Origin of the sequence: Shewanella sp. SM95, assembly GCF_025653595.1 — a bacterium.
In the GTDB taxonomy this organism is placed as follows: domain Bacteria; phylum Pseudomonadota; class Gammaproteobacteria; order Enterobacterales; family Shewanellaceae; genus Shewanella; species Shewanella oncorhynchi.
Window position 1 is genome coordinate 17,016 of sequence record NZ_JAKKSE010000013.1, and the last position, 25,829, is coordinate 42,844.

Here is a 25,829-nt window from a genome sequence, read left to right on the forward strand (position 1 = left end):
ATGAGGGAATAATGAAATCTTCTGCCGCGATAAAAGTCCCGTTAATTTCTTCAGGCTTAATCAAGTCTGTTATTGGGATCGCATTGGTATTTGGAATTTTGCCATCGAGTTATGCTGCAAACCGATTAATGGATGTTAAGTACCATGCCTTGGTTGACCACCAGTTAGAGCTAGAGTTGGTATTTGAAGAAGCGGTCACTCCGCCAGTTATTGACTCTAATGCCTCGCCTGCAGAGCTCGTATTAACCTTTGATAATAGTATTTCTGGTTTATCTAAGGATCGCTTACCCATTAATCAAGTCGGTGTAACTGACATGATGACTGAGCAGCAAGATACTCGTCTTAAAGTCACCTTAGGTATGTCCAAAGTGAAACCTTACCAAGGTTCAGTCATGGGCAACTCATATCGACTCACTATTAATGATGAGGTTGCAGGCGCTCAGACTCAGGCAGAAAATCCCTTCGTTAATAGCATTAAAAATATCGATTTTCGTCGTAATGAAAATGGTGGCGGTGAGTTATTGGTCTATTTGAATAACCGCTCTGTTGCCGTTAACGTTGAGCAAGTGGGCGCTAAACTCGAAGTTAAGTTATATAACACTGATATTAATAGTGATCTGCTTTATGTTATGGATGTGAAAGATTTTTCAACGCCAGTAAAAAGCTTCGAGACATTTAAAGAAGATCTAACAACGCGCATTTTAGTTGATATTGCTGGTGAATATGAGTTCAGTTATAAGCAAGAGGATAATCTCTTTAGACTCTCTATGAATAAAGTTGAGAGAGTTGCCGCCAAGAAAGATGTTAAAAAATACAATGGCCGTACTTTATCGCTTAACTTTCAAAATATCCCTGTACGTACTGTTTTGCAGATCATTGCTGACTATAACAATTTTAACTTAGTCACGAGTGATACTGTTGAAGGCAACATCACCTTGAGGTTGGACGATGTGCCCTGGGACCAAGCATTAGATTTGATTCTACAAACCAAAGGCCTAGATAAGCGTATCGAAGGCAACATCTTAATGGTGGCACCGAGCGAAGAGTTGGCTATTCGTGAAAGCCAAAATCTCAAAAATAGGCAAGAAGTTAAAGAGTTAGCACCTTTGTATTCTGAGTACTTGCAAATTAACTATGCCAAAGCGATCGACATTGCTGAGCTGCTGAAAAGCGCAGATTCTAGCTTACTATCGCCACGCGGCTCAGTTGCGGTCGATGAACGTACCAACACTGTACTCGTGAAAGATACGGCAGAAACGATTGAGAACATCCATCGTTTAGTCGAAGTACTCGATATCCCTATTCGTCAAGTACTGATCGAGTCACGTATGGTAACGGTCAAAGATGATGTCTCTGAAGACTTAGGCATACGTTGGGGCGTAACGGATCAGCAGGGCAGTAAGGGAACCTCTGGTACATTAGAAGGTGCTCAGAGTATTGCCAACGGCATCATTCCAACTCCAGACCAACGTTTAAACGTTAATTTGCCTGCGGCAGTGACCAATCCAACAAGTATCGCATTCCACGTTGCTAAGTTGGCAGATGGTACTATTCTTGATTTGGAATTGAGTGCGTTAGAGCAAGAAAATAAGGGTGAAATTATCGCCAGCCCTCGTATTACCACCTCTAACCAAAAGGCGGCTTATATTGAGCAGGGTGTGGAGATCCCTTATGTGCAGTCGACTTCAAGCGGTGCAACCTCGGTCACTTTTAAGAAAGCCGTGTTGTCCTTGCGAGTTACACCACAAATTACACCTGATAACCGCGTTATTTTAGATTTGGAAATCACCCAAGACTCTCAGGGCAAGACGGTTGACACACCAACGGGCCCCGCTGTCGCCATCGATACCCAGCGTATTGGCACTCAAGTGCTAGTTGATAACGGTGAAACCATAGTCCTTGGTGGTATTTATCAGCAAAACTTGATCAGCCGTGTGAGTAAAGTCCCTATTCTCGGTGACATTCCCTTAGTCGGTTTCCTGTTTAGGAACACAACAGACAAAAATGAGCGCCAAGAGCTACTTATTTTCGTAACCCCCAAAATAGTCGGTGAGAAGATCTAAGCACTTGCTATGTATCGACTAAAGCCAGCAGTGATTGCTGGCTTTATTATTACTGGAATACAATTCTTTGCATAAATAGCGCACATGGCTTGCCATAGTAGACCCTAAGCTGAGATAATCCTCGGTCAAGTCTCATAAGAGCAAGGTAACATATAGGTCGGCTTGATGTTGAGTCGATATAGGCATACTTTTCAATAAGATTCAGACGTACAAGAAATGGCTGAAAAACGTAATATTTTTCTGGTAGGCCCTATGGGCGCAGGTAAAAGCACAATTGGTCGCCATCTGGCGCAAATGCTGCATTTAGAATTCCACGATTCGGATCAAGAGATTGAACAACGCACAGGCGCTGATATTGCTTGGGTGTTTGACGTCGAAGGTGAAGAAGGCTTCCGTCGTCGTGAAGCTCAGGTTATTGCTGATTTGTCTGAGAAACAAGGTATCGTCCTTGCCACCGGTGGTGGTTCAGTACAAAGCAAAGATATCCGTAATCATCTGTCTGCTCGTGGCATTGTGGTTTACCTGGAAACCACTATCGACAAACAGGTTGCTCGTACTCAAAGAGACAAGCGACGCCCATTATTGCAAGTGGATGATCCTCGAGAAGTGTTGGAGAATCTTGCAGAGATCCGTAATCCATTGTACGAAGAAATTGCCGATGTGATTGTCAAAACCGATGATCAAAGCGCAAAGATCGTCGCAAATCAGATCATTGAGCAATTAGGTTTTTAGGCAGAATTTATGAAGCAAATTCAGGTTGATTTAGGTGTACGTAGTTATCCCATTTACATTGGCCAGAATTTGATGAGTGATGGCGAGACTTTGTCTCGCTACCTGCTTAAAAAACGTATTCTTATCGTCACCAATGAAACTGTCGCGCCTTTGTATCTTAAACAGATACAAGAGACGATGGCTTCGTTTGGTGAGGTCGAGAGTGTTATCCTTCCCGATGGCGAACAATTCAAAGACTTAGCACATCTAGATACTATTTTTACTGCATTGCTGCAGCAAAACTATGGTCGAGATTCTGTGCTGGTGGCTTTGGGTGGCGGCGTGATTGGTGATATGACGGGCTTTGCCGCGGCATGTTATCAACGTGGGATCGATTTTATTCAAATTCCGACAACTTTATTGTCGCAGGTGGATTCTTCCGTCGGCGGTAAAACGGCTGTTAACCATCCTCTTGGTAAAAACATGATTGGGGCCTTTTATCAGCCACAAATCGTGCTTATCGATACTTTATGTTTACATACGCTTCCAGCGCGCGAGTTTGCGGCGGGAATGGCGGAAGTCATCAAGTATGGCATCATGTGGGATGCTGATTTTTTTCAATGGCTTGAAGATAATGTAACGGCGCTAAAAACCTTAGATGCCGAAGCATTAGTTTATGCTATCTCTCGTTGCTGTGAGATTAAAGCCGATGTGGTTAGCCAAGATGAAACTGAGCAGGGCGTGCGTGCTTTGTTGAATCTGGGTCATACCTTTGGTCACGCGATTGAAGCCGAAATGGGCTACGGTAATTGGCTGCATGGTGAAGCCGTGTCAGCTGGCACAGTCCTTGCTGCTAAAACAGCTAAAGCACTGGGGCTTATCGATGAGTCAATAGTTTGTCGTATCATACAGTTACTACAAGCTTTTGAACTTCCAGTGAGTGCGCCGGAATCTATGGATTTCGACAGTTTCATTCAACATATGCGACGCGATAAAAAAGTTTTAGGCGGTCAGATTCGACTGGTGCTCCCAACGGCAATAGGCCGCGCGGATGTGTTTAGTCAAGTCACAGAATCTACCCTTGAACAGGTTATTCGCTGCGCATAAAAACTGTGTGGTGGGCGAGTGACGTTTCAGGGTTCTGTCTTGCTTCCTTCTCAGGAAGCCCTCATACAAAGAATGCATCATGTTGCCAGTTATAGCGATCAGCTGCTGGTGCTTTCTGGTGTCAGCGGTTCAGGAAAAACGACCTTAGTTACCGGATTAGCGACCGATTTTGACGAGTCAAATGCGGCATTTGTGATTTGTCCTATGCATGCCGATAACGCTGAGATACGCCGCAAAATTCTAGTCCAGCTAATTTCATCCCCTATTTTTGACGACGACATTCCCCTCGCCGATACCCTGTTGCGGCTTGCGAGCACGCAAACTAAACCTTTACATATTATTATCGATGATGCGCATTTATTACCTAAGGCGCTCTGGGCTGAGTGTATTATTCTCAATCAGATCCAGTGTGCGGGTAAGAATATTGCCGTCACGCTCACGGTTCCACCGGCATTCTTAGCGGACCTATTGCCACAATTACCCGAGCAATTGCGGCGGCAAATATTGCCTATCAGTATTGAGCCGTTAACCATGCCAGAGCGTGAAGCTTTGTATCAAACATTGCTGAGATACAGCGATCAAAACCCTTTTACGCCAAGGGAAATCGTACGCAGTCAGCTTGAGAAGCAAATGGGTACGCCGCAAGAAGTGGTCAATCTGTTAGATAAAGCCTTGCATAGCCCGCAAGAGAAAACATCTTCTTGGATGAAATATAAAGCTGTGGTGACAGCTGTGAGCATGTTGTTAGCGCTAGGTATTTGGCTTGGTGTTACTCAACCATTTTCTGAAGAGCAAGCCCTAGAGACTGCGACTTTTCCTGCGATAGATTCACCCGCTTTCTTGTCCTATGGGCAAAAAATCTTAGCCCCCTATTTTGCTCTGCGCGCTGATCAATTAAAGTTTGCCGCCGTACCCGTGACCGTTAACGAAATAGAAACATCCAAAGCCAAAACAGAACCGGCTGTCGATCCATTAAGTGAATTCCATGGTGAGGCACCACATCCTGAGCCTGATGATGCAGCCTTAGTGATCGTTGGTGAAGTCAGTAGCAAGTCTTTTGGTGGTGATGAGCCAACTGTGGATGCAGAGCCTCAAGCTAAAACGGTAGATGTTCAGTCCCCAGCGCCAGAGGTGGCAAAGGTTGATAAAACAGTTTTGGAACCGCAAAAGCCACTCAAAGGTTATACCGTACAAATAGCGAGTGTTGCTCAGTTAGATACCCTGCGTTCGACATTAAAGAGTCTTGAGAATGTCGAGGGTGTTCGAGTCGCAAAGTATAAACAGCGGTGGGTTGTCCTCGTTGGTCACTACAGCAGTAGCAAATTGGCTTCGAATGCGGCGGCTCAATTGGTTAAGGAGTATCGTTTTGAGCAACCTTGGGTCAGAAAATGGGCCGATTTGAAAGATTATCAAGTAGAAGAAAGTCTCTCAAATCGTGAAATTTCAGAATAAACAGAGTACAATCATGGCCTTTATTTTTGTCGGCATTCATCAAGTTAAATGATAAAAAAACACAGAGCCTTCCTTAAGTGGGCTGGCGGTAAATTTAAATTGGTGGATGATTTAGCCAGTTATTTACCCGCAGGAGACCGTTTGGTCGAGCCGTTTGTGGGTGCAGGATCCGTTTTCTTGAATACGGATTATCCTAGCTACCTGCTCTGTGACATTAATCAGGACTTGATCGAGTTATATCAGATAGTGAAGCATCAACCAGAAGCATACATTGCCGCAGCTAAAGCATTGTTTGTCGATGAGATGAATCAAAAGGAAGCTTACTATCAGGTGCGGACCGACTTTAATAAATGTCGCGACCCTTTCCAGCGTTCTGTGTATTTTCTTTATTTAAATCGCCATGGTTTTAATGGCTTATGCCGTTATAACCGTAAGGGTGGCTTCAATGTGCCCTTTGGCTCCTATAAAAAACCTTATTTCCCCGAAAAGGAAATCTGGGCCTTTTCTGAAAAAGCGCAACGTGCTGAGTTTAAATGCATTGGTTACGAAAAAGCCTTTGAGCAGACACGCAGTGGCGATGTTATCTATTGCGATCCACCTTACGCACCGTTATCTACTACATCCAGTTTCACGACATATGTTGGTGCAGGTTTTAGTTTAGACGATCAAGCACTGCTGGCTCGTCATTCGCGCCATACCGCGTTAGAGCGTGGTATTCCGGTATTGATTAGTAATCACGATATTCCATTAACTCGCGAGTTATATCGCGGCGCGCATTTAGCGAAAATTCAAGTGCAACGCAACATTAGCCAAAATGGCAGTGGTCGTAATAAAGTGGATGAGTTGATGGCGCTATATGATGAAAACTACGATCCAAAAGACGACTAGTTTCAACATAAATAACGTTTAGCTAAGCACTTGTCCTACGAGAAACATCAGACTTGCCACTAGGATGACAGCTAACACTATGCCCATCACTATGTAGGGCAATGGGGAACTGGTTTGAAAATCTTTTTTACGATTTTCGCTAGTTTGTACCCCGAAAAAGGCGGCAATGGTACTGTGGAATACTTGCCAAATGCGGCTAAGCATTAATAGGCGAGATGCGACGTAGTGGGCTTGAGATCATCCATAGGTTTATCTTGATGACCATGTAATAGTTCAAGTAGATCGACAAAGTGGAACTGACTCGAACGGTTTTTACCTGTAAGCCACGTTTTCCAGCTTAAGGTTTGTGCTTGATCGGCGCAGCGATTATTAGGGTGGCTACTGGGCAGTGCATTGTTGTAACGAGTGTCATTGCTACAAGCGCAAGATGCAGTTTCGGTATTTTCCGTCAGTTTTTCAACGCCAAAAGCTAGCGTGGCCACTACAACTGCAGTAAATGCCAACATCATAGATGACTTGAATGTCACCGACCTAACATAGTGTGAAAACTGACTAAACCGCTCCATCATAACGCTTCCTTTGGAATGAACCAGCACTGCGCCTCGAGTATAACAAACTCGCTTAGTTTATGAACAAAAAATTATCAATTCCAGCCAAAATGCTCGGAAATATTAGCTTATTTTACCGAATCTAAGCCCCAATTTACTGCGATAGCTGCAGAGTGCGCTGCTTTACTGACATAGACATAGCGGATCAATTGCCAGAAATGTGGCTTTAGCTATAGAGGCTTAGCTTGGCTCAGGGTAAAATAAGGCACTTTTTATCCAAATAGCAGCGAGTGTTTTATGCGTCCATTCTTGATTGCTCCATCAATTTTATCTGCCGATTTTGCCCGTTTGGGTGACGATGTAAAAGCTGTGTTAGATGCGGGAACCGACGTAGTACATTTTGATGTGATGGATAATCACTATGTTCCTAACTTAACGATTGGCCCTATGGTGTGCCAAGCACTGCGTAACTATGGGATTACCGCTGATATTGATGTGCATTTGATGGTCAAGCCGGTTGACCGTATCGTGCCTGATTTTGCTAAAGCGGGCGCGTCTATTATTACTTTCCACCCAGAAGCCTCTGAGCACGTCGATCGCACTCTTCAGCTCATCAAAGAGTGCGGTTGCAAGGCGGGTCTCGTGTTTAATCCTGCGACACCACTGCATTATCTTGACCATGTGATGGATAAACTCGACGTGATCCTATTGATGTCAGTGAACCCTGGTTTTGGTGGTCAATCCTTTATTCCATCAACCTTAGATAAGCTGCGCCAAGTGCGTGCGCGTATTGATGCCAGTGGTTTTGATATTCGTTTAGAAGTCGATGGCGGCGTTAAGGTCGACAATATCGCCGAAATCGCGGCCGCCGGTGCGGACATGTTTGTTGCGGGCTCGGCTATTTTCGGCAAGCCCGATTATAAGGCCGTTGTTGATGAGATGCGTGCCGAACTTGCTAAAGTTGGGGCATAGCCATGTGGGATAAGATTAAAGCGATTGCGTTTGATCTAGATGGCACGCTGATTGACAGTGTGCCGGACCTAACCGTTGCTACGCAGGAAGCCTTGACTGAGTTAGGTTTGAAGAGCTGCTCTGAGGCGCAAGTTCGTACTTGGGTCGGTAACGGTGCAGAGATGTTGATGCGCCGTGCTATGAGTCATGCTTTGGGTACGGATGTTGAGCAAACAACCCTTGATGCGGCTATGCCGATTTTTATGCATCATTATCAAGAAAATCTTGAAAAGCACAGTGCGCTGTATAGCGACGTGCATCAAGTGCTGCAAACTTTGTTTGATGCAGGCTTTAAGTTAGCGGTTGTCACCAATAAACCCTATCGTTTTACCATGCCATTACTCAATGCTTTTGGGATTAACGACTTTTTCAGCTTAGTGTTAGGTGGCGATACCTTAGCTAAGATGAAGCCTGACCCTTTGCCGCTGCAGCATTTATTGCATGAGTGGCAATTGGAGAAAACTGAGTTATTGATGGTCGGCGATTCTAAAAACGACATTTTAGCGGCGAAAGCGGCTGGGATAGCGTCAATCGGCTTGACCTACGGCTACAACTACGGTGAAGATATTGGCCTCAGTGGCCCAGATGCCGTATGTGAGCAATTTAGTGAGATTCTGAACTGGGTAAAACCTACCAAGTAATGGGGGGTTACCTGTTCTTTAGTCGATTTTTTTTAGTCTTTTTATATATAGATAGTGGAGCAATGACGTAATGACCAAACCCATAGTACTCAGCGGTGCACAGCCGTCCGGCGAATTAACCATAGGTAACTACATGGGTGCATTGCGTCAATGGGTTGCGATGCAAGATAGCCACGACTGCCTGTATTGTGTAGTTGATTTGCATGCCATTACTGTGCGCCAAGATCCTAAAGCATTGCGCGAAGCGTGTTTAGATACCTTAGCCCTGTATTTGGCCTGTGGCGTCGATCCTAAAAAGAGTACAGTGTTTATCCAGTCACAGGTGCCACAACATACGCAATTGGGTTGGGCATTAAACTGCTATACCCAAATGGGCGAGTTGAGCCGCATGACTCAGTTTAAAGATAAATCACAAAAGCACGCTAACAACATCAACGTGGGTTTATTTGGCTACCCAGTGTTGATGGCGGCGGATATTCTGATTTATCAAGCGAACGAAATCCCTGTTGGCCAAGATCAGAAGCAACACCTTGAGTTAACGCGTGATATCGCTACTCGTTTTAACAATGCCTATGGTGATACTTTCACCATTCCTGAGCCGTTTATTCCTGAGCTTGGCGCTAAAGTTATGTCACTGCAGGAGCCGCTAAAGAAGATGTCTAAGTCAGACGATAATCGTAATAACGTTATCGGCCTGCTAGAAGATCCGAAATCAGTGCTGAAGAAGCTGAAAAAAGCCATGACAGACAGTGATGAGCCGCCAGTCGTGCGTTTTGATGTGGATAATAAACCGGGTGTTTCTAACCTGCTGAGTCTCATGTCGGGTGTGACAGGGCAAAGCATTGCGAGCCTAGAAGCCGAGTTTGAAGGCAAGATGTATGGCCATTTGAAAGGTGCAGCAGGTGAAGCGGTTGTGAGCATGTTAGAGCCACTACAAGAGCGTTACCGCGCGATTCGTAGCGATCGCGCTTACTTAGACCAAGTGATGAAAGCTGGTGCACAGAGTGCGCAGGCGCGCGCCGAAGTGACCCTGAAGAAAGTGTATGAGAAGATTGGTTTGTTAGTGTAATCAATCGATCGATAAATTAAGCCGACGTTCGCGTCGGCTTTTTTGTGCCTGTAAATTCATCCTAAGCCTGTGATTTTAGCCAAGATGAGAAAGCGGCAATCGCTGGTTCTGATAAACGGCGTTGCTTACAAAAGAAGGTAAATTCAAATCCGGTATGCACATCGGGAAGATTCAAGGCGACTAAACGCCCCGTGGTGATATCGCCAGCCACCATAAAGTCCGGCGCTAGGGCTAAGCCTTGGCCAGCAATCGCCGCTTCAATCGCCATCACAATATGACTAAACACATGCTGTTGTTCGTTATCGAGTGGTATTTGGTGCGCCGATGACCACTTGTGCCAGTCAAGCCCTAATGGCCCTTCATCAACCACCAGCAGAGCTTGTTGCTGGAAATTACTCAGGCTTATGTCGCGCCATTTAAGGTAAAAACTGGGGCTGCATACAGGAATTAAACGCTCTTTGTGCAGTAACTGTTGCCAATAGCCACGTTGATTTAGCTTACCAGCGATGAAGATATCCGCGGTGCTGGTGCTTAGATCAGGATCTTGGGTGATCATCTCGAGGCGGATTTTCACGCTCGGATATTGGCGGCGAAAATCGGCGAGTCTTGGGATCAACCATTTTACTGAAAATGAGCTGTAAACGGCTAGGCAGAGCTGTTGATTTGGCGTATCGCGTACTTTTAAGTTGAGGTCGCTTAACTCGTTGAATATCCTCTCTAACTCTAAAAATAGTCCGTGCCCCTTAGGCGTTAACTGCAGTTTACGCCCCTGACGGTCGAACAGTTGCTCGCCAAAATACTCTTCTAATACTCGCACTTGGTGCGACACTGCACTTTGGGTGATGCACAGTTCATCGGCGGCCTTAGAAAAATGCTGCTGTCTGGCGGCAGCTTCAAACACTTGTAGAGCGCGTAATGGCGGGAGCTTTCTCATGATTTTCAATATCTAAAGGCTTTAGTATGAATTTAATTCATCTAGCATGAGAAAGCATCATTTCAGCTTAAGTTTTGCGAGGATTATCATGCCGCCATTGAGATTTATGGATGTTAAAAAATGCAACGCCCAGTAGTTATTGGTTTGATTTTATTGATAGTAGGTAACCTATTCAGTGCCTTCTATGATGTATCGATCAAGTGGTTACCGGACGATGCGAGTGCCTCGACTTTCCTCCTTGTCAGGCAAATCTCTTCAGTATTTATGTTGTTGCCAGTGTGGCTGTATTCGCAGCGTCCGATGACGACACATATCTCAGTTCACCTTTGGCGTGCCAACATAGGCTCAGTTGGCGCGCTTTTTTTAATTATTGGCTTAATGGCATTGCCGCTCGCGACAGTTAGCTCATTGTTTTACTCCGCACCGCTAATGATTATTTTGATGGGGTATTTCTTCTTGAGCGAGAGGATCACCGCTGCTCAGACAATCTGTACTGGCTTAGGTTTTGTCGGCATCTTGATTATCCTGCGGCCGAGCGAAATGAACTGGTACGGCATTGCTGTACTGTTTTCTGCTTTTACTTTTGCAGTGAATCAGTTAGCACTTAAAAAAGTACCCCATGCTGAGCATCCCGTGCTAACGCTAATGCTATATAACTTGCTGGGTATTCCGGCAACGTTAGTGATTGCAGCGTTTCAGGGGATTGAGGGTTTGAGTTGGGAGCTGGTGGGCGTGGCCTTGCTGAGCAACGCATTTTTATTGGTTTATCACTGGTTTTGTGTGCTGGCTTACCGCAAGGCACAGGCGAGTGATATCGCGATTGCGGAATACACAGGCTTGTTGTTTATTGTCTTTTTAGGCTGGTTGTTGTTCGATGAATGGTTGGATAACTTAAGTTGGCTCGGTGCCGCCTTAATCGTATTGCCTTCGTTGTTTTTACCTTGGCTAGGATCGCTCCTATCAAAATCGGCACCTAAGATAGCGGATACACTCACGGGAAAATAACAGCAAGGGTTAAAGCCTAAGTGGGCGAGTTAGCTCACCACTTAGGCTCAAGTTTTAAATAGGTAAACTGCAAAATTACTTAGCATACTCAAATACTTTCACCACTTTACGCACGCCAGCAGTATTACGGGCGATATCAACAGCTAAGTCTGCTTGTGAGCGATGAATAACTCCCAGCAGGAAGACTTCACCATTTTCAGTGATGACTTTAATGCGAGTCACATCCAAATCTTTTTCGTTCAGCATGCGGCCCTTCACTTTGGTTGTAACCCAAGTGTCATTGCTGCGGGTGGTGAAAGAGGTTGGATTGCCAATGCGGATTTGATTATGTATTTTGCCGCCGAGCTTAAGATCTTGTACGACCTTGATGGCTTTATCCCTTAACGTAGAGTTAGGGGCTTGGCCTATCATAAGTACATTGCCATTGACGGATACACCTGTGATATTCGTTTGTTTTTTAAGATCTTCTTGCTCTAGCAGTGCGCTGGTGATCTTAAAATCAGTATTGGTATCATCAAGCTGAGTCTTAACAGTACGTTCGTCGTTGGCCATCATAGCGCCACTGACTGCGCCCACCATAACGGCACCGGCGCAGCCTTGAAGCAGCAAGCAAACCATTAACAGCGGGGCAGCGTGTCTCATTGCTGCTCGTCCTGTGGGAAGAGGGTGCGGTCAATATTGTCACACAGGCAATGGATCACCAGTAGGTGCACTTCTTGGATACGTGCAGTGACATTTGAAGGTACGCGGATTTCCACATCGTTCACGCTCAGTAGGCCAGCCATAGCACCGCCATCTTTACCTGTTAGCGCTACGATAGTCATGTCGCGGCTTAATGCGGCTTCAATGGCTTTAATCACGTTACCTGAGTTACCGCTGGTCGAGATTGCTAGCAGAATGTCGCCCGGTTGACCTAAGGCAAAAATCTGTTTTGAGAAAATCTCATCATAGCTATAGTCGTTGGCGATAGCTGTGATGGTTGAAGTATCGGTAGACAGAGCGATGGCTGGTAAGGGTGGACGCTCAATCTCGTAGCGGTTTAGTAGTTCTGCTGAGAAATGTTGCGCATCACCAGCACTGCCGCCGTTACCGCAAGCAAGGATTTTATTGCCACCCAAAAGACAGTGCACCATCATCTCGGCCGCTTTGGCGATGGATTCTGGCAGTGCTTCGGCTGCATCGATTTTTGTCTGGATAGATTCAGTAAAGCTGTCTTTAATGCGTTCTAACATGGATAAATCCTTTCAGGATAAAGTGTTGCTATCATGCCATATTTCCACAAGCGTGTTGAGGCACAGACGTTAAAATAATTTGTGTAGTCACTCTTTCACTATTGGCACTTAAAAGGCATCGACTAGCCAATGAATTTGATCGGCTTCCATGGCGATGACATCGAAACGACAGGGCACATCGAGTCTATTGAGTTGTAAATAGTGGCTAGCCGCTTTGCGAATTCGCGAAATCTGCGCGCTGCTTAGGGCCTGTAATGCGCCGCCATATTGATTTGCCGAACGATACTTCACTTCGACAAATACCCAATGGTTTTTATGGCGCATGATTAAATCAATTTCCCCAAACGGATAGCGGACATTACGTTCGACAAAAGTTAATCCTTGTTGTTCAAGGTAACGTTGGGCGTGCGATTCTGCCTGCTGTCCGAGTGTCATAACTGGCGGAAGCTACCTCTTTCATAACGTCCCCAGCTTAATTGGCGGTTGACTATTCCATCTGGACTGACAGATAAAGCACCACTGCGACCATTGAATTGATAACCTGTGAATGAGCGCATTTGCGCTAAACGGCCGATCAAATCCATTGCATCATAACCCATAACAAACAAACGTTTCTGACTGTTATTCCAGCCCGAAAATAGTGTGTTGACCATCAGATTTTCTTCGCCGTTTTGCATTAGCCAAGGTGCGTCGCTTAGGGTCAGGTTATTTAAATCCTGCGCCGTTTGTGTGCTTTCATTTTCAACTCGGCTGCGGCTTGAGGTATATAAAGGCACAGGTTGTGTGAAAACGCTAAAATTTACGTCGATAAAGGCCTTGAGCAGGGTTAGATCCTGTGGCGTTGAAATCATATAAATGGCATCAATATCTTGGCGCGAGCGGAAGTCGGCTTGTACTGAATTGCCTAAAAGCTCTTTAATACGGGCGATCCGCTCTTGGCTATCGCGCACACCAAGGGCATCTTGTACTGTGGTGCGCATTTTATCACCGCCATCGAAGTAGTGAACTTCGACAGGGTTATCGCTCTTCTTTTTCCATGCTTGAATAAAGCTTTCGGCCATGCGTTTGCCAAGGGCATCGTTACTGGCGAGCAGTAACGGCATAGTTACGCCATCTTGATATAAATGCTCCGCCGCATCGGCCGCCTCTTGTGCAGGAGATAATGCAAAGTAGAACTTATTCGGATCGGGTGTGAACTTATCAACCTGATTTAAAAATAGTTGTGGTACAGGCGCAGCAGGTGCTGTTGCTGTATTGGCCGTTTTGTCTGGGTTGGCAGTATTAGCCACCGCATTAGTGGCGGTAGTGTTTGCCGCATTGATCACTTGCAGTTGTTCAATTTCAGTTGGCAGTAATGGGCCAATAATAAATTCGGCTCCCGCAGTTAGCGCCTGTTGGTAAGCGCTGGCAGCATCGTTTGCCGTGTCATAAAAGTTGACTGCGACTTGGTCATTTTGCTTGGCCATGTAACTGGCTAATATGCCTTGGCGAATTGCATTGGCAGCGTTAGCTCTTGGGCCTGTCAGCGGCAACAGCACAGCAATGTTTTTTGGCGTAAATGGCTTAGCGTTTAAGGCTCTGTCAAGATCGGCGGGCAGCTTAGCCGCTGCAGGATGATAAGGATTTTGTTTCTGCCATTCGCCTAAGTAGCGTACTAACTGTGTCGGATCGACAGCATAATGCTTCGCGATATAAGCCAGTTGTAACCAACCCGTAAACACAGGAGTCTTAGCATCTTGGGTAAAGGCTTTTAAGGTTTGTTCGTGCATTGGCTGCAGTACTTGCCAAATCGCGTTATTCACCTCGTTGGCTTGGGCGGGGGGCAAGTAAGTCGTCAGTAAACTCAGTTCACGCACTTGCTCAATAGGCTGTTTATTCAATTGATATAAATGCGCCTTGAATTGGTGATAAGCCGTCATCTGCCAGCTTGGCAAACTCCAATTGCTTGGATAATTCAGAACTTTAAGTGCATCACTATAGGTGGACGTATGTTCAAGCACGCGCGCGGTCAAGTATTTATGTTCGGCCAGAAATGTTGGGCTCTGATTCAAGCTTGGCTGTATTGATTTTAGTAGCTTCTGCGCTGCTGCGTAGTCGTTGGCATTGATGTAGGCATGGGCTGCGAGCAGCAGATTAGTATCGCGCTGCTGCGGATCTTTGCTATTGGCGGCTTGTGCCAAATACACATTGGCCGACAAAGGTGCGGATGCTAAAGAGGTGGCCACTGTGGGTGCAGTTCCGGTCGAGGTGGGCGTTGAAGTGCCACAACCCGCCAAGATTACCGATAAAATGGCCACGGAAACGAACTTAGTTGTATTCAGGCTTTTTAACACTGGGCTTCACTCTGGTAAGATGCAGCCTCTAGTTTAACCTTCTCTCGCGCTTGACGAAAGTCTTGGCACTGTCATTACAGAGGTATATATGGACCAAAGCGTCGCACTCTACATAGTTCCTACTCCCATAGGTAATTTGGGCGATATGAGCTCACGGGCAATAGAGGTGCTGAATCAGGTTTCATTGATCGCCTGTGAAGATACTCGCCACAGCGGTAAGTTATTGAGCCACTTTGGTATTACTACAAAAACTACGGCGCTGCATGACCATAACGAGCGTGCTCGTGCCCAGTGGATTGTCGATCAGCTTGCAGCTGGACTGTCGATTGCATTAATTTCAGATGCGGGTACCCCGTTGATTTCCGATCCGGGTTATCACTTGGTTTCCCATGTGCGCCAATCTGGGTTTAATGTGATCCCCTTACCCGGCCCTTGCGCGGCAATTACCGCTCTGAGCGCCTCGGGTTTGCCATCGGACCGTTTTTCTTTCGAAGGTTTTCTGCCGTCTAAAGAAAAAGCCCGCGCTGATAAGTTATTGGCACTGAAAGAAGATCCGCGCACGCTGATATTTTATGAATCACCACACCGCATCGAGCACAGTCTAACGACTATGGTTGAAGTGCTTGGTGGCGAACGCCATGTCGTCATGGCGCGTGAAGTAACCAAAACCTTCGAAACTTTTTTATCTGGTCCTGTCTCAGAGGTGCTTGCCACCGTAAGTACTGACCTGAATCAGCAGAAGGGTGAAATCGTGCTTATGGTGCATGGCTACCATTTGAGTGATGACGAAGCAATTCCCACCGTCGCCATTAATACGCTCAAACTCTTATGTGAGGAATTGCCATTGAAGAAAGCCGCAGCAATTGCCGCGCAAATTCATGGACTTAAAAAGAACGCTCTGTACAAATACGGCCTAGAGTCTGATTTATAAGCGCTAAAACGGTTACGAGCGGATTATCTGTGGTGCATCAGGGTGGCTTAGGCTATAATCCGCGCCGAGTTGGCCAGACAGTCGCCGCGTTCGCAAGAACGGGGAGGAAAGTCCGGGCTCCAAAGAGCGGGGTGCCAGGTAACGCCTGGGCGGTGCGAACCGACGACAAGTGCAACAGAGAGTAGACCGCCTGCCTGATTTATCAGGTCGGTAAGGGTGAAAGGGTGCGGTAAGAGCGCACCGTGCGGCTAGCAATAGTTCGTAGCAAGGTAAACTCCACCCGGAGCAAGACCAAATAGGGTTCCGTATGGCGTGGCTCGCGTTGGAACCGGGTAGGTCGCTTGAGCCTGTGAGCGATTGCAGGCCTAGATGAATGACTGTCCAAGACAGGACCCGGCTTATCGGCCAACTCACCTCATTCAACAAAAAGCCCGTTTGTCATTACGACAAACGGGCTTTTTGTTTTTTAATTTATACGGTAATGATAAATTTTATTTGATTAACTCATTAAAAAATCAGAGTTATCTCGTTCTCCCGTCCCTTCAGTCTATCGCTTATTTAGCTTTCAGTTTAGCCGCCATTACAGCCATTTCTAGTCTTTCTTCGTTGTAGGTAAAAATTACTCAATGCAGGTAACATCTACCGTTAACTGGGAGAGTCAATAGGAATAATTTAGTTCTAAGCTTTTGTTTTTATGCGTTTATATTGTTTGGTATAGCCATTGCATTGGTTTGTACGCAAAGTGCAGCATCTGGTTGCATTGCACAGTGTTCACCAAGGAGGCTTTCTATGGCCAGTTCAAAAAGCGTAGCAGAACAAACTAACAGTAAAGATAGCGGTGCTTTAAATTCACCCACAACAGCGAAAGCAACTGAAGTGACGCACCATGCTGTTGATGTAGTAGCAGAGAAAGCCGCAGTTGCAGAAGACACTTTGCGTAAAACGGCAGCTAGCTCACAGGAAACTCTGGCGCTAAAGCAGGAGGAAATCAAATTACAACTGCAAAGTTCTTATAGCAAAACCCGTGAGTTGGCAGCGCAAAATCCATTGGCTACAGCTGGGATTGCCTTTGCCGCTGGTGTGGTATTAACGGCTTTATTGCGCCGTCGCTAAGGTGGATTTATGCAAAACCGTGCAAGGTCAGAGGCGCCAGAACAAAGGCCCGTCCAGCATAGTGCGCAAACCGCCAAAACTGGGCAGACAGCATCAGCTGCTGCCCAGCATAAAGTTATTGATCAGGCAATGGATCAACTGGCTGAAATAGCTGTTCTTAGTAGTTCAGTGAAGCAAGCCTATCTCGAGCAGTTGAAGTTGGCCGGGAAAATAGCAACGGCAGAATGGCGGTTAACAGGGCGTAGCCTGATTATCGCTGCGGCTTTAGTCGTCTGTTTTGGTACTGGCATTACGTTATTCTGGGGCAGTATTTTATTGCTGTTGGGCTATATGCTGTTTCAATTGAGCGGTTCGTTATTGGCCACAGTGAGCGCTTTGGTGGTGCTACAGTTTGTTTTATTGCTTTGGTGTTGGCGTAGTCTTGACTATGTGCTGTCACAAACTGGCTTTTCGAAGACTTGGCAGCAATTACAGCTTTTGCTCTCGACTCGAGAGTCGGAACATCAAAAATAGGAGGTGCGAGTATGCTAATTCAACAGTTACTTAAAAAACAGCAGTTGAAGCTGACTGTGCTGACGGAACAAGGCCAGTTGCAGCATGATTTGTTACTGATGAGGAAACGACAATTAGCGCAAAGCAGTCGTGATTTTATAGGATCGACGCCAGGTTTAATCGTCAGTTTTAGCCTTGGCTGTCTGTTTCAAATGCGCCACAACAGCACTGTAAAACTACTGCGTAGCACTTTTGGCTTGCGTTGGATTACCAAACTCATCGCTTGAGAATGATGTAAATGCTGTGATTTTTACCTTAATGATTTCCATTGGTGCAGGTATGGGTTTCGCTGCTATTAGTTGTCGTCAATGCCGCTACAATTATGCCTCGAGTCAGTAAGTGTAAGTATTTTGCTTGTTGTGTAGGACAAGGTGTGGGACTGGCGATAAGTTGTTGAATTTGGCTTAAATAAAGAGCTGCTATGCTATGGGCTAATGTGTAGCTTGGAATAATAAATTCGTCAGTGTTGAAGGTGTTGATCAATTTATTTTCGATATGTTGCACAAGTTTAGTTTGTAATTGTTTAGTTGCAGCATCGAGGTCGCTACCTAGTCTAAATGACATGGAACGGCGAAACATGCTGTTTCGGCTAAAAGTAATAAGCAGTTTTTCCAATGAGGGTGGTGTGTTGGTTGAAAGCCAGTCTTCGGTTGACCGTAGATCTGCGAATATATCTTCAAAAATATTTTGATGTAGTGCAATAAGAATATCCAACTTGCGTTTGAAGTAGCGATAAAACGTCGTGCGCCCGACATCGGCTTTGTGCGCAATATCTGCCACTGCAATATCACGATAATCTTGTTGTTTAAGCATTTCCTTGAAAACGTGGAGAACCTTGAGCATCGCTCGCGGGCTTTGTTCTATGCGCATGTGGGGCTTGGTGTGCATACTGGATTTTGCTCCAAATTCAATTCAGGCGTTTGATTATACCTTAGCCTCAATGGCTCCTGTGTTGTGATTTTTACTTAAGTGGAACAGATAGGCTCAGGTGTACCATTTGAAACATGCGGGCGAGTTTGTGCCTGATGGTTAGGAATAATGGGCTTTATAGTGACGGTCATAGGGTTAACTGCAACGACAGTGTTACCTGAAATATGAAATTGTTACTACCGATGGAGAATCTGTGATGAGTGAAAATATTGAAGCGGCTCAAAGTGATAAACCAAATCATCCAATCAAACACAAATTAAGAGTAGGTATTTTTCTTTATCCCGGCATGACGATGCTCGATGCCTATGGGCCACTACAGTTTTTAGCCTTTGTACCATCTTTTGAAACCTTCACTTTTGCGAAAACCTGCATGCTATTACCCTGTGATGCGGGCGTTAACTTACAACCTAATTACGATTTCGATAATTGTCCACCGATAGATATCCTGTTAGTGCCTGGGAGCGCAAATCCTTTGGCGCAAATACAGGATGAGCAAGTCATTTCTTTCTTAAAACGCAAGGGGGAGCAAGCGCAATACATTACATCTGTATGCACTGGAGCCTTGATTCTTGCGGCAACAGGTTTACTTAATGGTTATCGCACGACCACTCACTGGGCTTATGCTTCAGTATTGGCACAATATCCTCAAATTACTTTTGAAAATAAACGTATTGTGATTGACCGTAATCGGATCAGTGGCGGCGGTATTACTGCAGGGCTCGATTTTGCTTTGGCACTCATTGCCAATATAGAGGGTGAACAACAGGCTAAAACACTGCAGTTATTGTTTGAATATGATCCTAAACCGCCCTTTAATTATGGCTCACCTATATTGGCTGATGCTCTTTTGGTACAGAGGGTTGAACAGGAGGTCAGGCAGATAGCGTCAGGATTATTTTAGGCCACAAGGCGCCAAAGATTGTCTTAAAAAGTACATAGTTCATACGATTATTATGTACCTTAGGTTTAAAAACTGCTTTTCACTAGGAATCGCCATTCCCAGCTGTTTACTGACTCGCCGCCCGTATAAGGGAGTGAAAAATCGATATGGGCTACGTTGCCATAGCTGGATCGAGAGGAATAAATCCGCGCGCCTATGCCTATGCTACCCAGTGGACCGCTGACTTCGTTATTCTCGGCGAGTTGGCCGCCGGAGGCTTGACCCAGATCGGCAAAGACTGCCCAGCCTAATTCAGCCAGTTGGTATAAGTTGATATTGGGGTAGTTGCGTATCTCGGCGGTCAGTAACCACTGATTATCCCCTTGTTGGTATTCGTTTGGATAACCGCGCACGCCAGTTTCATCCCCTAATCCTTTTGTTAGATCCAGATAAGTGTTCTGTGAAAGGCTAGCCCAAGCTTTACCATAAGCCGTCCACTTAGGATGGATTTGATAGAAGTATTCGGCTTGAACATCGACCTTATAAGTATCTTTTTGGGTGGTACCGATAGTGCTTGTTCCACCCATTTCTAACAGCCACAGTTGATCGTTAAACTTATACCCGCCAGTGCTTTGCCAGTTAACGTGGTAGCCTAAGGGATTGTTATCACCTATATCATTGGTTTCTATGCCGAATTGTACATAGTGATGCCAACCTAAGTTAAAGTCTTCATTGTTGGTGATCAGGTGAACATTATTCAGTACGTGGAAATCATCTTCGATAAACTCGTAGGCGACCCAAGGGTACATAAAGTCCCTGTCTTGAGGGAGCATGGACGTAGGATAGCGCTCAGAATGGGCAAACTCGTGCTTGTCTTGGGTGACACCAGTAATAAAGCGAGAAAGATGCTGACTGTTTTTATTAATTAACCAGCCGTATTGCAGATTGAGATAGTCGACTGTGTGTGTGAACTCATTCACCTCTTGCCCATTTTGTCTGAGGGTATCTGTACGGTTATCGTCTAAAAACTCCGCCGAATACATGGTACTCGTATTGAGGGAATAGAAGGGTTTACTCACATAAACGTGTTTAGCTTGACCGTCGCTATTGTCGTAGAACTCAGCGGCAACTGTGCCGTGCTCAATAATGCTGAGCGGCGCTTCAAAAGCAAATTTATAGCCATTCCGGGACTCATTGGATTGATATTTAAGTCGAGTGCGGATCCCCGTTCCAAGCAAGTTGTCTTCTTTGAGCCCGAAGGAGTAACGGGTGTCGCCACCTGAACTACTCAAACTCGCTGTTGGTAATAATGACCAATTATCCCAGGTCTCCACCACCACGGACTCAACGGATGGATCGACATCGGCTTGGGGATCTTTCTCGGCGATATAAATTTTCGCATCGCGAATGTAAGGCATTGCCCGTAAAAGTCGTTGGGATTCGTCGAGATCTTTTTGTGTAACAGTATCATTTTCGCTGAAGGTTAGATTATCGAGAACCACATATTCTTTGGTATTGATATGCAGGGCGTTAGCCCAGCGGTGAATGAAAAAAGCATCGGGATCTGACTCATCAAAAATGGGGTTGTTGACCACCACAATCTTGCTGACTTTTTGTTTTGTTTGATCTTGGTTTGCGGGATCGGCGAGCTTAGCCTCTTCTGCTTGGGCAACTCTGATTAGGTTGCCAACACAACAAGATAGGATGCATGCATACTGAAAAAATTTCTGCATAAAAGGCCACTCCCATGAAATCGACGACTGCAGCGAAAACAATTTCACGTTGCAATTCACAATTTAATAACACATGGAAAACGAGTGTTAGTCAAGGAAACATTTTAATAAGTTTCTTATTTTACTTAAGGTTAGCTTAAGATTATCTTGAGGTGGCGGCTGGGCGCGGGCTCCAGCCGGATTAGCGATTGTTACAGTGTACGCCTAGGTGGGACTGCGACGTTAGCAAAGATGAGCCCCGCAATTAGCGACATAAAAATCAAAAAGATTTGCGAGCCTATGTGCGACTGATTGAGCATGGTCTCACCTGAGATCAGTGCATTGAGTCCGATATAGGTTTTACTGCCAGGGACTAAGATCACTATTCCCTGCAACAAGGCGATGGAGGCAGGCGCCTTCATCCAGCGGGCGAAGAGGTTAGAATAAATTCCTACTGCCAAGGCACCAAAGAAGATCCCCACCGAATCACCAAAATAATGTCCGCCGAGCATGGCTGAGAAAAACGCCACTATCCCAGCCAATACGCCCCAAGGCGAATCTTGCATCCGTGCTTTAAAGATAAAAACCAGCGCCATAGATAGAATCGGAACTGCCGACCAAATTGCCCAGCGAGGTAAACCCTCTGGTTCAATATGAATCGCTTCGCCGAACATAGCTTTACCGATTGCCATGCCGAGCACTGCGCCAAAGTACAGCTTAAATAATTGCATGCTCGCATCCATGATGCGCGCCGTGCCAGAAATTAAATCCCGTGCGGCGAGTTCGGCTAAACCTAAGGTTAAGGCTAAGCCGGGAATAAAAATAATAATGGAGGAGAGGATCACTACTGGGATATTAATATTTGGATCGATACGCGCTATGCCACAGGCTGCGATGGCGCAAAGGATAGTGGCGAAGGGTTCGAGCACTTCGGCCATGCGGGCCGAGCGTTCGGCACGGTATACCAAGCCATAGACGAATAAGCCTAATAATCCTGACCAAAATACATCGTTCCAACCCGTGCCCATCAGCATAGCGAAAGCGGCGGCAGAAGTTCCAAAAGAAAAGCAAGTTAATACAGGGCCATAAGGATTGGGTTTATTGGCAATTTCTTCTAAGCGATCTAAGGCCTCGGCCAAAGTGCGTTTACCTGAGGTTAACTCATCGACCAATTCATCGGTGCGGGCGAGTGAGCCCAAATCGAGTTCACCGGGCTTAACGCGAGCGGCATGGTTATATTCTTGATCGGTATCATGTTGCAAAACGAAGGTCATCGACGTTGGAGATATAAGGAAATAGCCTTCGATACCTAAGGTGCGTGCAACGGTTTGTAAGTGGGTTTCTAGACGATAAGCGGGTGTGCCAAACTTATGCAAGGCTTTGCCTAGCTTTATGATAAATCTGCGTTTTTCGATAAACTCGTCGTTATCCAATCGGGGTATTCACTGTATAAAAAGTTGTAGGGAATGACGCGCGCATATTAACCTATCTTGTCTATAAAAGGTTAATGGCTTTTAACCTTAATACAAATAAATTGCTGATTTTTTGCAGCTCGGGCTATAGTCAGCTTTTTGATAAGGGGAAATAGGCATGTCTTTGATGGTAACGGGTCTTTACGCTAGCCTCACAGGGCTATTAATTGTCGCTTTGGCTTATCGAGTAGTGAAATTAAGGCGAGGTCAGAAAATCGGCCTAGGGGATGGTGGTAACAGCGCCTTAGCTTTGGCTAATCGAGTGCATGTTAACCTGATCGAAAATGCGCCTATCGTATTGATTTTAATGCTGGTGGCCGAAGCGGGTGGCTTGCCTGCATTTTATTTACACTGTTTTGGGACTGTGTGGATAGTGGCGCGCTTACTCCATGCTATTGGCTTAACTCAAGGCCAAGGTGGTTACCATTTTGGTCGTTTTTGGGGCGTATTGCTCACTTGGCTAGTGATTATCAGTTTGGCGTTGGTGAATTTGCTGCATTTTGCTCAAGGTTTAGGAAAGGGTCTCTAGGCTCGCAGGTTTGGGCGGTCAATTCCGCCCTAAGCCATATCCATAGCGGATTTAGGGGTATTACGCTTCTGGCTCAAATACCCCTGAAAATGCCTCGATTGGTGTTTTTTTAATCGCATCTATCCTCCATTCCCTGCTATACTCCGCGTCCCTAAATTGGCGTAACTTATTTTCGTGGCGCCTTTATTTGACATTACGTTTTCGGGTCACAATCCATGCAAGTTGAATCCACACTCTTTAGTCATCCCAAGTATTGGGCCACGGGCGACAGCACTGCGCCTTTCTTACCTATGTCTCGCAAGGAGATGGATAAGCTTGGTTGGGATAGCTGTGACATCATCATAGTCACAGGCGACGCTTATGTGGATCACCCAAGCTTTGGCATGGCGGTGATCGGCCGTATGTTAGAGGCTCAAGGTTACCGAGTTGGGATTATTTCCCAGCCAGATTGGTCGAGCAAAGAAGCCTTTATGCAATTGGGCCGCCCGAATCTGTTTTTTGGCGTCACCGCCGGCAACATGGATTCGATGATTAACCGTTACACCGCAGATCGTCGTTTACGTTCTGACGATGCTTATACCGCGGGTGATATTGGCGGCAAGCGCCCAGATCGCGCCGTGACTGTGTACACCCAGCGTTGTAAAGAAGCCTTTAAAGATGTGCCTGTGATTATTGGTGGTATCGAAGCCAGTTTGCGCCGCATCGCCCATTACGATTATTGGTCGGACAAAGTACGCCGTAGTGTGATTTTCGATGCTAAGGCCGACATTCTGATGTACGGCAATGCCGAGCGTCCTTTAGTCGAAGTGGCACGCCGCTTAGCTGCCGGTGAACCAATAAGCTCGTTGCATGATGTGCGTGGCACAGCCGTTATCCGTAAAGAGCCGCTGCCCGAATGGCGTGGTATGGACTCGCGCAAGATTGACCAACTGCACAAGATAGAGCCGTTGCCGAATCCTTACGGCGCCGATGATGTGGGTTGTGCTAACTTGTCCGGCCCGTCGGATGTGAAGATATTCGATAACGAAGCCCCTAAGCCAATTAGCGTTCAGCCGCCTAAACCTAAGCCATGGGATAAAACCTATGTGCTGCTGCCAGCGTTTGAAAAAGTCTCTGAAGACAAATACTTATATGCCCATGCTTCACGGATTTTACACCAAGAGCAAAACCCAGGTTGTGCCCGCGCGTTATTTCAACCCCATGGCGACCGCGCCGTTTGGGTGAATCCGCCCGCATGGCCGCTCAATACCGATGAGATGGATGCCGTATTCGATTTACCTTACCAGCGTATTCCTCATCCGATTTACGGCAAGGAAAAAATTCCTGCCTATGACATGATCAAGACGTCTATCAACATCATGCGTGGTTGCTTTGGTGGCTGTTCTTTCTGCTCGATTACCGAGCATGAAGGTCGAATCATTCAGAGTCGCTCACAAGAGTCGATTGTTAAAGAAATCAAAGATATTCAGGAAAAAGTGCCTGGCTTTACTGGGGTGATTTCCGATTTAGGTGGCCCAACCGCCAACATGTATCGTTTAGGTTGTACTAGCGAAAAGGCCGAAAAAACCTGTCGGCGTTTATCCTGTGTGTTCCCATCGATTTGCGGCCACTTAGGCACAGATCATAAACACACTATCGACCTGTACCGCGCGGCGCGTGCCGTCCCTGGCATCAAGAAAGTATTGATTGCCTCTGGCGTGCGTTACGACTTGGCGATCGAAGATCCGGCTTACGTTAAAGAGTTAGTGCAGCACCATGTGGGCGGCTACTTAAAAATCGCCCCTGAGCATACCGAAGAAGGTCCGCTCAGCAAGATGATGAAGCCCGGCATGGGCGCCTACGATAAGTTTAAAGAATTGTTCGACAAGTTTTCTAAGGAAGCGGGTAAAGAGCAGTTCCTGATCCCTTACTTTATTTCGGCGCATCCAGGCACGACCGACGAAGACATGGTGAACTTAGCGCTGTGGTTGAAGGAGCGTAAGTTCAAGCTCGACCAAGTACAGAACTTTTATCCGTCACCGATGGCGAATGCGACCACGATTTATCATACCGAGTTAAACTCGCTGAAAAACGTCAAGCACACCAGCGAAGTGGTATCTGTGCCGAAGAAAGGGCGCCAACGTCGCTTGCACAAAGCATTGCTGCGTTATCACGATCCTGCGGGTTGGCCATTGATCCGTGAAGGCTTAACCGCCATGGGGCGTGAAGACTTGATCGGTAATAGTCCGCATCAGTTAGTGCCGCCAGAAGGTCGAAATGAGCGCGGACCTAAGTGGATGAAAGATGCCAACCAAGGCCAAAAAGCCTTTACTCGCTTCTCGGGCAATCAGTTTGATGACCGCAAGGGCGACGGTAAATCTAAAAGTGCAGCTAAAGGCGGCGCGCAAGCTCAGGCTGGTGCTGAGTCAAAACCAGCCGCTAAAGGCGGAAAACCCGCAGCGAATGGCGCTAAGCCAACGGGATCTAAACCAACTGGCTCTAAACCCAGCGGAGCCCATTCGAGCCGTCCGGGAGCAAAAGCGCCCTTCGGCCAGTCTGGTTTTAAGGCAAGTGGCTCTCAAGCTAAAAGCGGTTCTCAGGCTAAAGGTGGAAGTCCATCAAAGAGTGGTGGTAAACCAGCAGGTAAGCCATCTCAAGGTCGCCAACAGGCCAAGTAATCACTTTTCGCCATCACAAATAATGTTTAAAGGCTGCTCCAGATATGGTTTGGAGCGGC

Annotated in this window: 26 protein-coding genes and 1 other RNA gene; 17 read left to right on the forward strand and 10 right to left on the reverse strand. The window is 46.2% G+C overall.

Annotated features, from left to right (window positions below):
- Positions 1 to 11 precede the first annotated feature (11 nt).
- The 5 genes from L5M29_RS14335 (at position 12) to L5M29_RS14355 (ending at position 6,221) form a co-directional block, all read left to right on the forward strand.
- Positions 12 to 2,063: a type IV pilus secretin PilQ gene (locus L5M29_RS14335; protein ID WP_113941458.1), complete on the forward strand. Its 2,052-nt coding sequence runs from the start codon at positions 12 to 14 to the stop codon at positions 2,061 to 2,063.
- A gap of 216 nt (positions 2,064 to 2,279) precedes the next feature.
- The gene (aroK, locus tag L5M29_RS14340; RefSeq protein ID WP_006083542.1) at positions 2,280 to 2,795 is read left to right on the forward strand and encodes a shikimate kinase AroK; all 516 of its coding nucleotides are present in this window, start codon (positions 2,280 to 2,282) and stop codon (positions 2,793 to 2,795) included.
- Positions 2,796 to 2,804: 9 nt separating this feature from the next.
- Positions 2,805 to 3,881: a 3-dehydroquinate synthase gene (gene aroB / locus L5M29_RS14345; RefSeq protein WP_263168370.1), complete on the forward strand. Its 1,077-nt coding sequence runs from the start codon at positions 2,805 to 2,807 to the stop codon at positions 3,879 to 3,881.
- Between the two features lie 18 nt (positions 3,882 to 3,899).
- Positions 3,900 to 5,333, forward strand: a complete 1,434-nt coding sequence (locus tag L5M29_RS14350; protein ID WP_263168371.1) for an AAA family ATPase — start codon at positions 3,900 to 3,902, stop codon at positions 5,331 to 5,333.
- A 48-nt stretch (positions 5,334 to 5,381) separates the two neighbouring features.
- On the forward strand, positions 5,382 to 6,221 hold the full coding sequence (locus L5M29_RS14355; RefSeq protein WP_131525404.1) for a Dam family site-specific DNA-(adenine-N6)-methyltransferase: 840 nt from the start codon (positions 5,382 to 5,384) through the stop codon (positions 6,219 to 6,221).
- Between the two features lie 18 nt (positions 6,222 to 6,239).
- Here the strand turns inward: L5M29_RS14355 and L5M29_RS14360 are convergent, their stop codons facing one another.
- Positions 6,240 to 6,425: a DUF2970 domain-containing protein gene (locus L5M29_RS14360; RefSeq protein ID WP_131525403.1), complete on the reverse strand. Its 186-nt coding sequence runs from the start codon at positions 6,423 to 6,425 to the stop codon at positions 6,240 to 6,242.
- Positions 6,425 to 6,790, reverse strand: a complete 366-nt coding sequence (locus L5M29_RS14365; protein ID WP_105250531.1) for a hypothetical protein — start codon at positions 6,788 to 6,790, stop codon at positions 6,425 to 6,427. Before L5M29_RS14365 ends, L5M29_RS14360 begins: the two co-directional genes overlap by 1 nt.
- Positions 6,791 to 7,066: 276 nt before the next feature.
- Between L5M29_RS14365 and rpe the strand changes: the two genes are divergently transcribed.
- The 3 genes from rpe (at position 7,067) to trpS (ending at position 9,490) form a co-directional block, all read left to right on the forward strand.
- Entirely contained in the window at positions 7,067 to 7,741 is a 675-nt protein-coding gene (gene rpe / locus L5M29_RS14370; protein WP_012090481.1) for a ribulose-phosphate 3-epimerase, read from the forward strand.
- 2 nt (positions 7,742 to 7,743) lie between these two features.
- The gene (locus L5M29_RS14375) at positions 7,744 to 8,421 is read left to right on the forward strand and encodes a phosphoglycolate phosphatase (RefSeq protein ID WP_131525402.1); all 678 of its coding nucleotides are present in this window, start codon (positions 7,744 to 7,746) and stop codon (positions 8,419 to 8,421) included.
- Positions 8,422 to 8,491: 70 nt separating this feature from the next.
- The gene (gene trpS, locus L5M29_RS14380) at positions 8,492 to 9,490 is read left to right on the forward strand and encodes a tryptophan--tRNA ligase (RefSeq protein ID WP_113941452.1); all 999 of its coding nucleotides are present in this window, start codon (positions 8,492 to 8,494) and stop codon (positions 9,488 to 9,490) included.
- 61 nt (positions 9,491 to 9,551) lie between these two features.
- On the opposite strand, the gene L5M29_RS14385 is transcribed toward trpS, so the two are convergent.
- A complete protein-coding gene (locus tag L5M29_RS14385) occupies positions 9,552 to 10,424 on the reverse strand; it encodes a LysR substrate-binding domain-containing protein (RefSeq protein WP_173913161.1) in 873 nt (290 codons plus the stop codon).
- A gap of 120 nt (positions 10,425 to 10,544) precedes the next feature.
- Here L5M29_RS14385 and L5M29_RS14390 point away from each other — a divergent pair, with 120 nt between their 5' ends.
- Entirely contained in the window at positions 10,545 to 11,429 is an 885-nt protein-coding gene (locus L5M29_RS14390) for a DMT family transporter (protein WP_131525400.1), read from the forward strand.
- A gap of 75 nt (positions 11,430 to 11,504) precedes the next feature.
- On the opposite strand, the gene dolP is transcribed toward L5M29_RS14390, so the two are convergent.
- From dolP to L5M29_RS14410, 4 genes are all read right to left on the reverse strand, one after another.
- Positions 11,505 to 12,071, reverse strand: coding sequence for a division/outer membrane stress-associated lipid-binding lipoprotein (gene dolP, locus L5M29_RS14395; protein ID WP_105250526.1), 567 nt, complete (start codon positions 12,069 to 12,071; stop codon positions 11,505 to 11,507).
- The gene (locus L5M29_RS14400; RefSeq protein WP_105250525.1) at positions 12,068 to 12,661 is read right to left on the reverse strand and encodes a phosphoheptose isomerase; all 594 of its coding nucleotides are present in this window, start codon (positions 12,659 to 12,661) and stop codon (positions 12,068 to 12,070) included. Before L5M29_RS14400 ends, dolP begins: the two co-directional genes overlap by 4 nt.
- 108 nt (positions 12,662 to 12,769) lie before the next feature.
- A complete protein-coding gene (locus tag L5M29_RS14405) occupies positions 12,770 to 13,096 on the reverse strand; it encodes a YraN family protein (protein ID WP_105250524.1) in 327 nt (108 codons plus the stop codon).
- A complete protein-coding gene (locus L5M29_RS14410; RefSeq protein WP_263168372.1) occupies positions 13,093 to 14,994 on the reverse strand; it encodes a penicillin-binding protein activator in 1,902 nt (633 codons plus the stop codon). Before L5M29_RS14410 ends, L5M29_RS14405 begins: the two co-directional genes overlap by 4 nt.
- 88 nt (positions 14,995 to 15,082) lie before the next feature.
- On the opposite strand from L5M29_RS14410, the gene rsmI reads away from it, so the two are divergent.
- The 5 genes from rsmI to L5M29_RS14435 all read left to right on the forward strand — a co-directional run bounded on the left by rsmI (position 15,083) and on the right by L5M29_RS14435 (position 17,817).
- A complete protein-coding gene (gene rsmI / locus L5M29_RS14415; RefSeq protein WP_113941448.1) occupies positions 15,083 to 15,925 on the forward strand; it encodes a 16S rRNA (cytidine(1402)-2'-O)-methyltransferase in 843 nt (280 codons plus the stop codon).
- 65 nt (positions 15,926 to 15,990) lie between these two features.
- Positions 15,991 to 16,342: RNase P RNA component class A (gene rnpB / locus L5M29_RS14420), an RNA gene on the forward strand.
- A 372-nt stretch (positions 16,343 to 16,714) separates the two neighbouring features.
- The gene (locus L5M29_RS14425; RefSeq protein WP_105250521.1) at positions 16,715 to 17,038 is read left to right on the forward strand and encodes a DUF883 C-terminal domain-containing protein; all 324 of its coding nucleotides are present in this window, start codon (positions 16,715 to 16,717) and stop codon (positions 17,036 to 17,038) included.
- Positions 17,039 to 17,047: 9 nt separating this feature from the next.
- Positions 17,048 to 17,551: a hypothetical protein gene (locus tag L5M29_RS14430; protein WP_263168373.1), complete on the forward strand. Its 504-nt coding sequence runs from the start codon at positions 17,048 to 17,050 to the stop codon at positions 17,549 to 17,551.
- Between the two features lie 11 nt (positions 17,552 to 17,562).
- Positions 17,563 to 17,817 carry a hypothetical protein gene (locus L5M29_RS14435; RefSeq protein WP_113941445.1) on the forward strand — a complete coding sequence of 85 codons (255 nt, stop codon included), beginning with the start codon at positions 17,563 to 17,565 and terminating at the stop codon, positions 17,815 to 17,817.
- Between the two features lie 28 nt (positions 17,818 to 17,845).
- Here the strand turns inward: L5M29_RS14435 and L5M29_RS14440 are convergent, their stop codons facing one another.
- Entirely contained in the window at positions 17,846 to 18,478 is a 633-nt protein-coding gene (locus tag L5M29_RS14440) for a TetR/AcrR family transcriptional regulator (protein ID WP_263168374.1), read from the reverse strand.
- A gap of 238 nt (positions 18,479 to 18,716) precedes the next feature.
- Here L5M29_RS14440 and L5M29_RS14445 point away from each other — a divergent pair, with 238 nt between their 5' ends.
- The gene (locus L5M29_RS14445; RefSeq protein ID WP_263168375.1) at positions 18,717 to 19,421 is read left to right on the forward strand and encodes a DJ-1/PfpI family protein; all 705 of its coding nucleotides are present in this window, start codon (positions 18,717 to 18,719) and stop codon (positions 19,419 to 19,421) included.
- A gap of 65 nt (positions 19,422 to 19,486) precedes the next feature.
- Here the strand turns inward: L5M29_RS14445 and L5M29_RS14450 are convergent, their stop codons facing one another.
- A complete protein-coding gene (locus tag L5M29_RS14450; protein WP_263168376.1) occupies positions 19,487 to 21,133 on the reverse strand; it encodes a hypothetical protein in 1,647 nt (548 codons plus the stop codon).
- 191 nt (positions 21,134 to 21,324) lie between these two features.
- Positions 21,325 to 22,545: a threonine/serine exporter ThrE family protein gene (locus L5M29_RS14455; protein ID WP_105250515.1), complete on the reverse strand. Its 1,221-nt coding sequence runs from the start codon at positions 22,543 to 22,545 to the stop codon at positions 21,325 to 21,327.
- 157 nt (positions 22,546 to 22,702) lie between these two features.
- Here L5M29_RS14455 and L5M29_RS14460 point away from each other — a divergent pair, with 157 nt between their 5' ends.
- Together L5M29_RS14460 and L5M29_RS14465 are read left to right on the forward strand one after the other, a co-directional pair.
- Positions 22,703 to 23,113 (forward strand): MAPEG family protein, encoded by a 411-nt coding sequence (locus L5M29_RS14460; RefSeq protein ID WP_263140982.1) that lies wholly within the window; start codon positions 22,703 to 22,705, stop codon positions 23,111 to 23,113.
- Between the two features lie 215 nt (positions 23,114 to 23,328).
- Positions 23,329 to 25,770, forward strand: coding sequence for a YgiQ family radical SAM protein (locus L5M29_RS14465; RefSeq protein WP_263168378.1), 2,442 nt, complete (start codon positions 23,329 to 23,331; stop codon positions 25,768 to 25,770).
- Positions 25,771 to 25,829 lie beyond the last annotated feature (59 nt).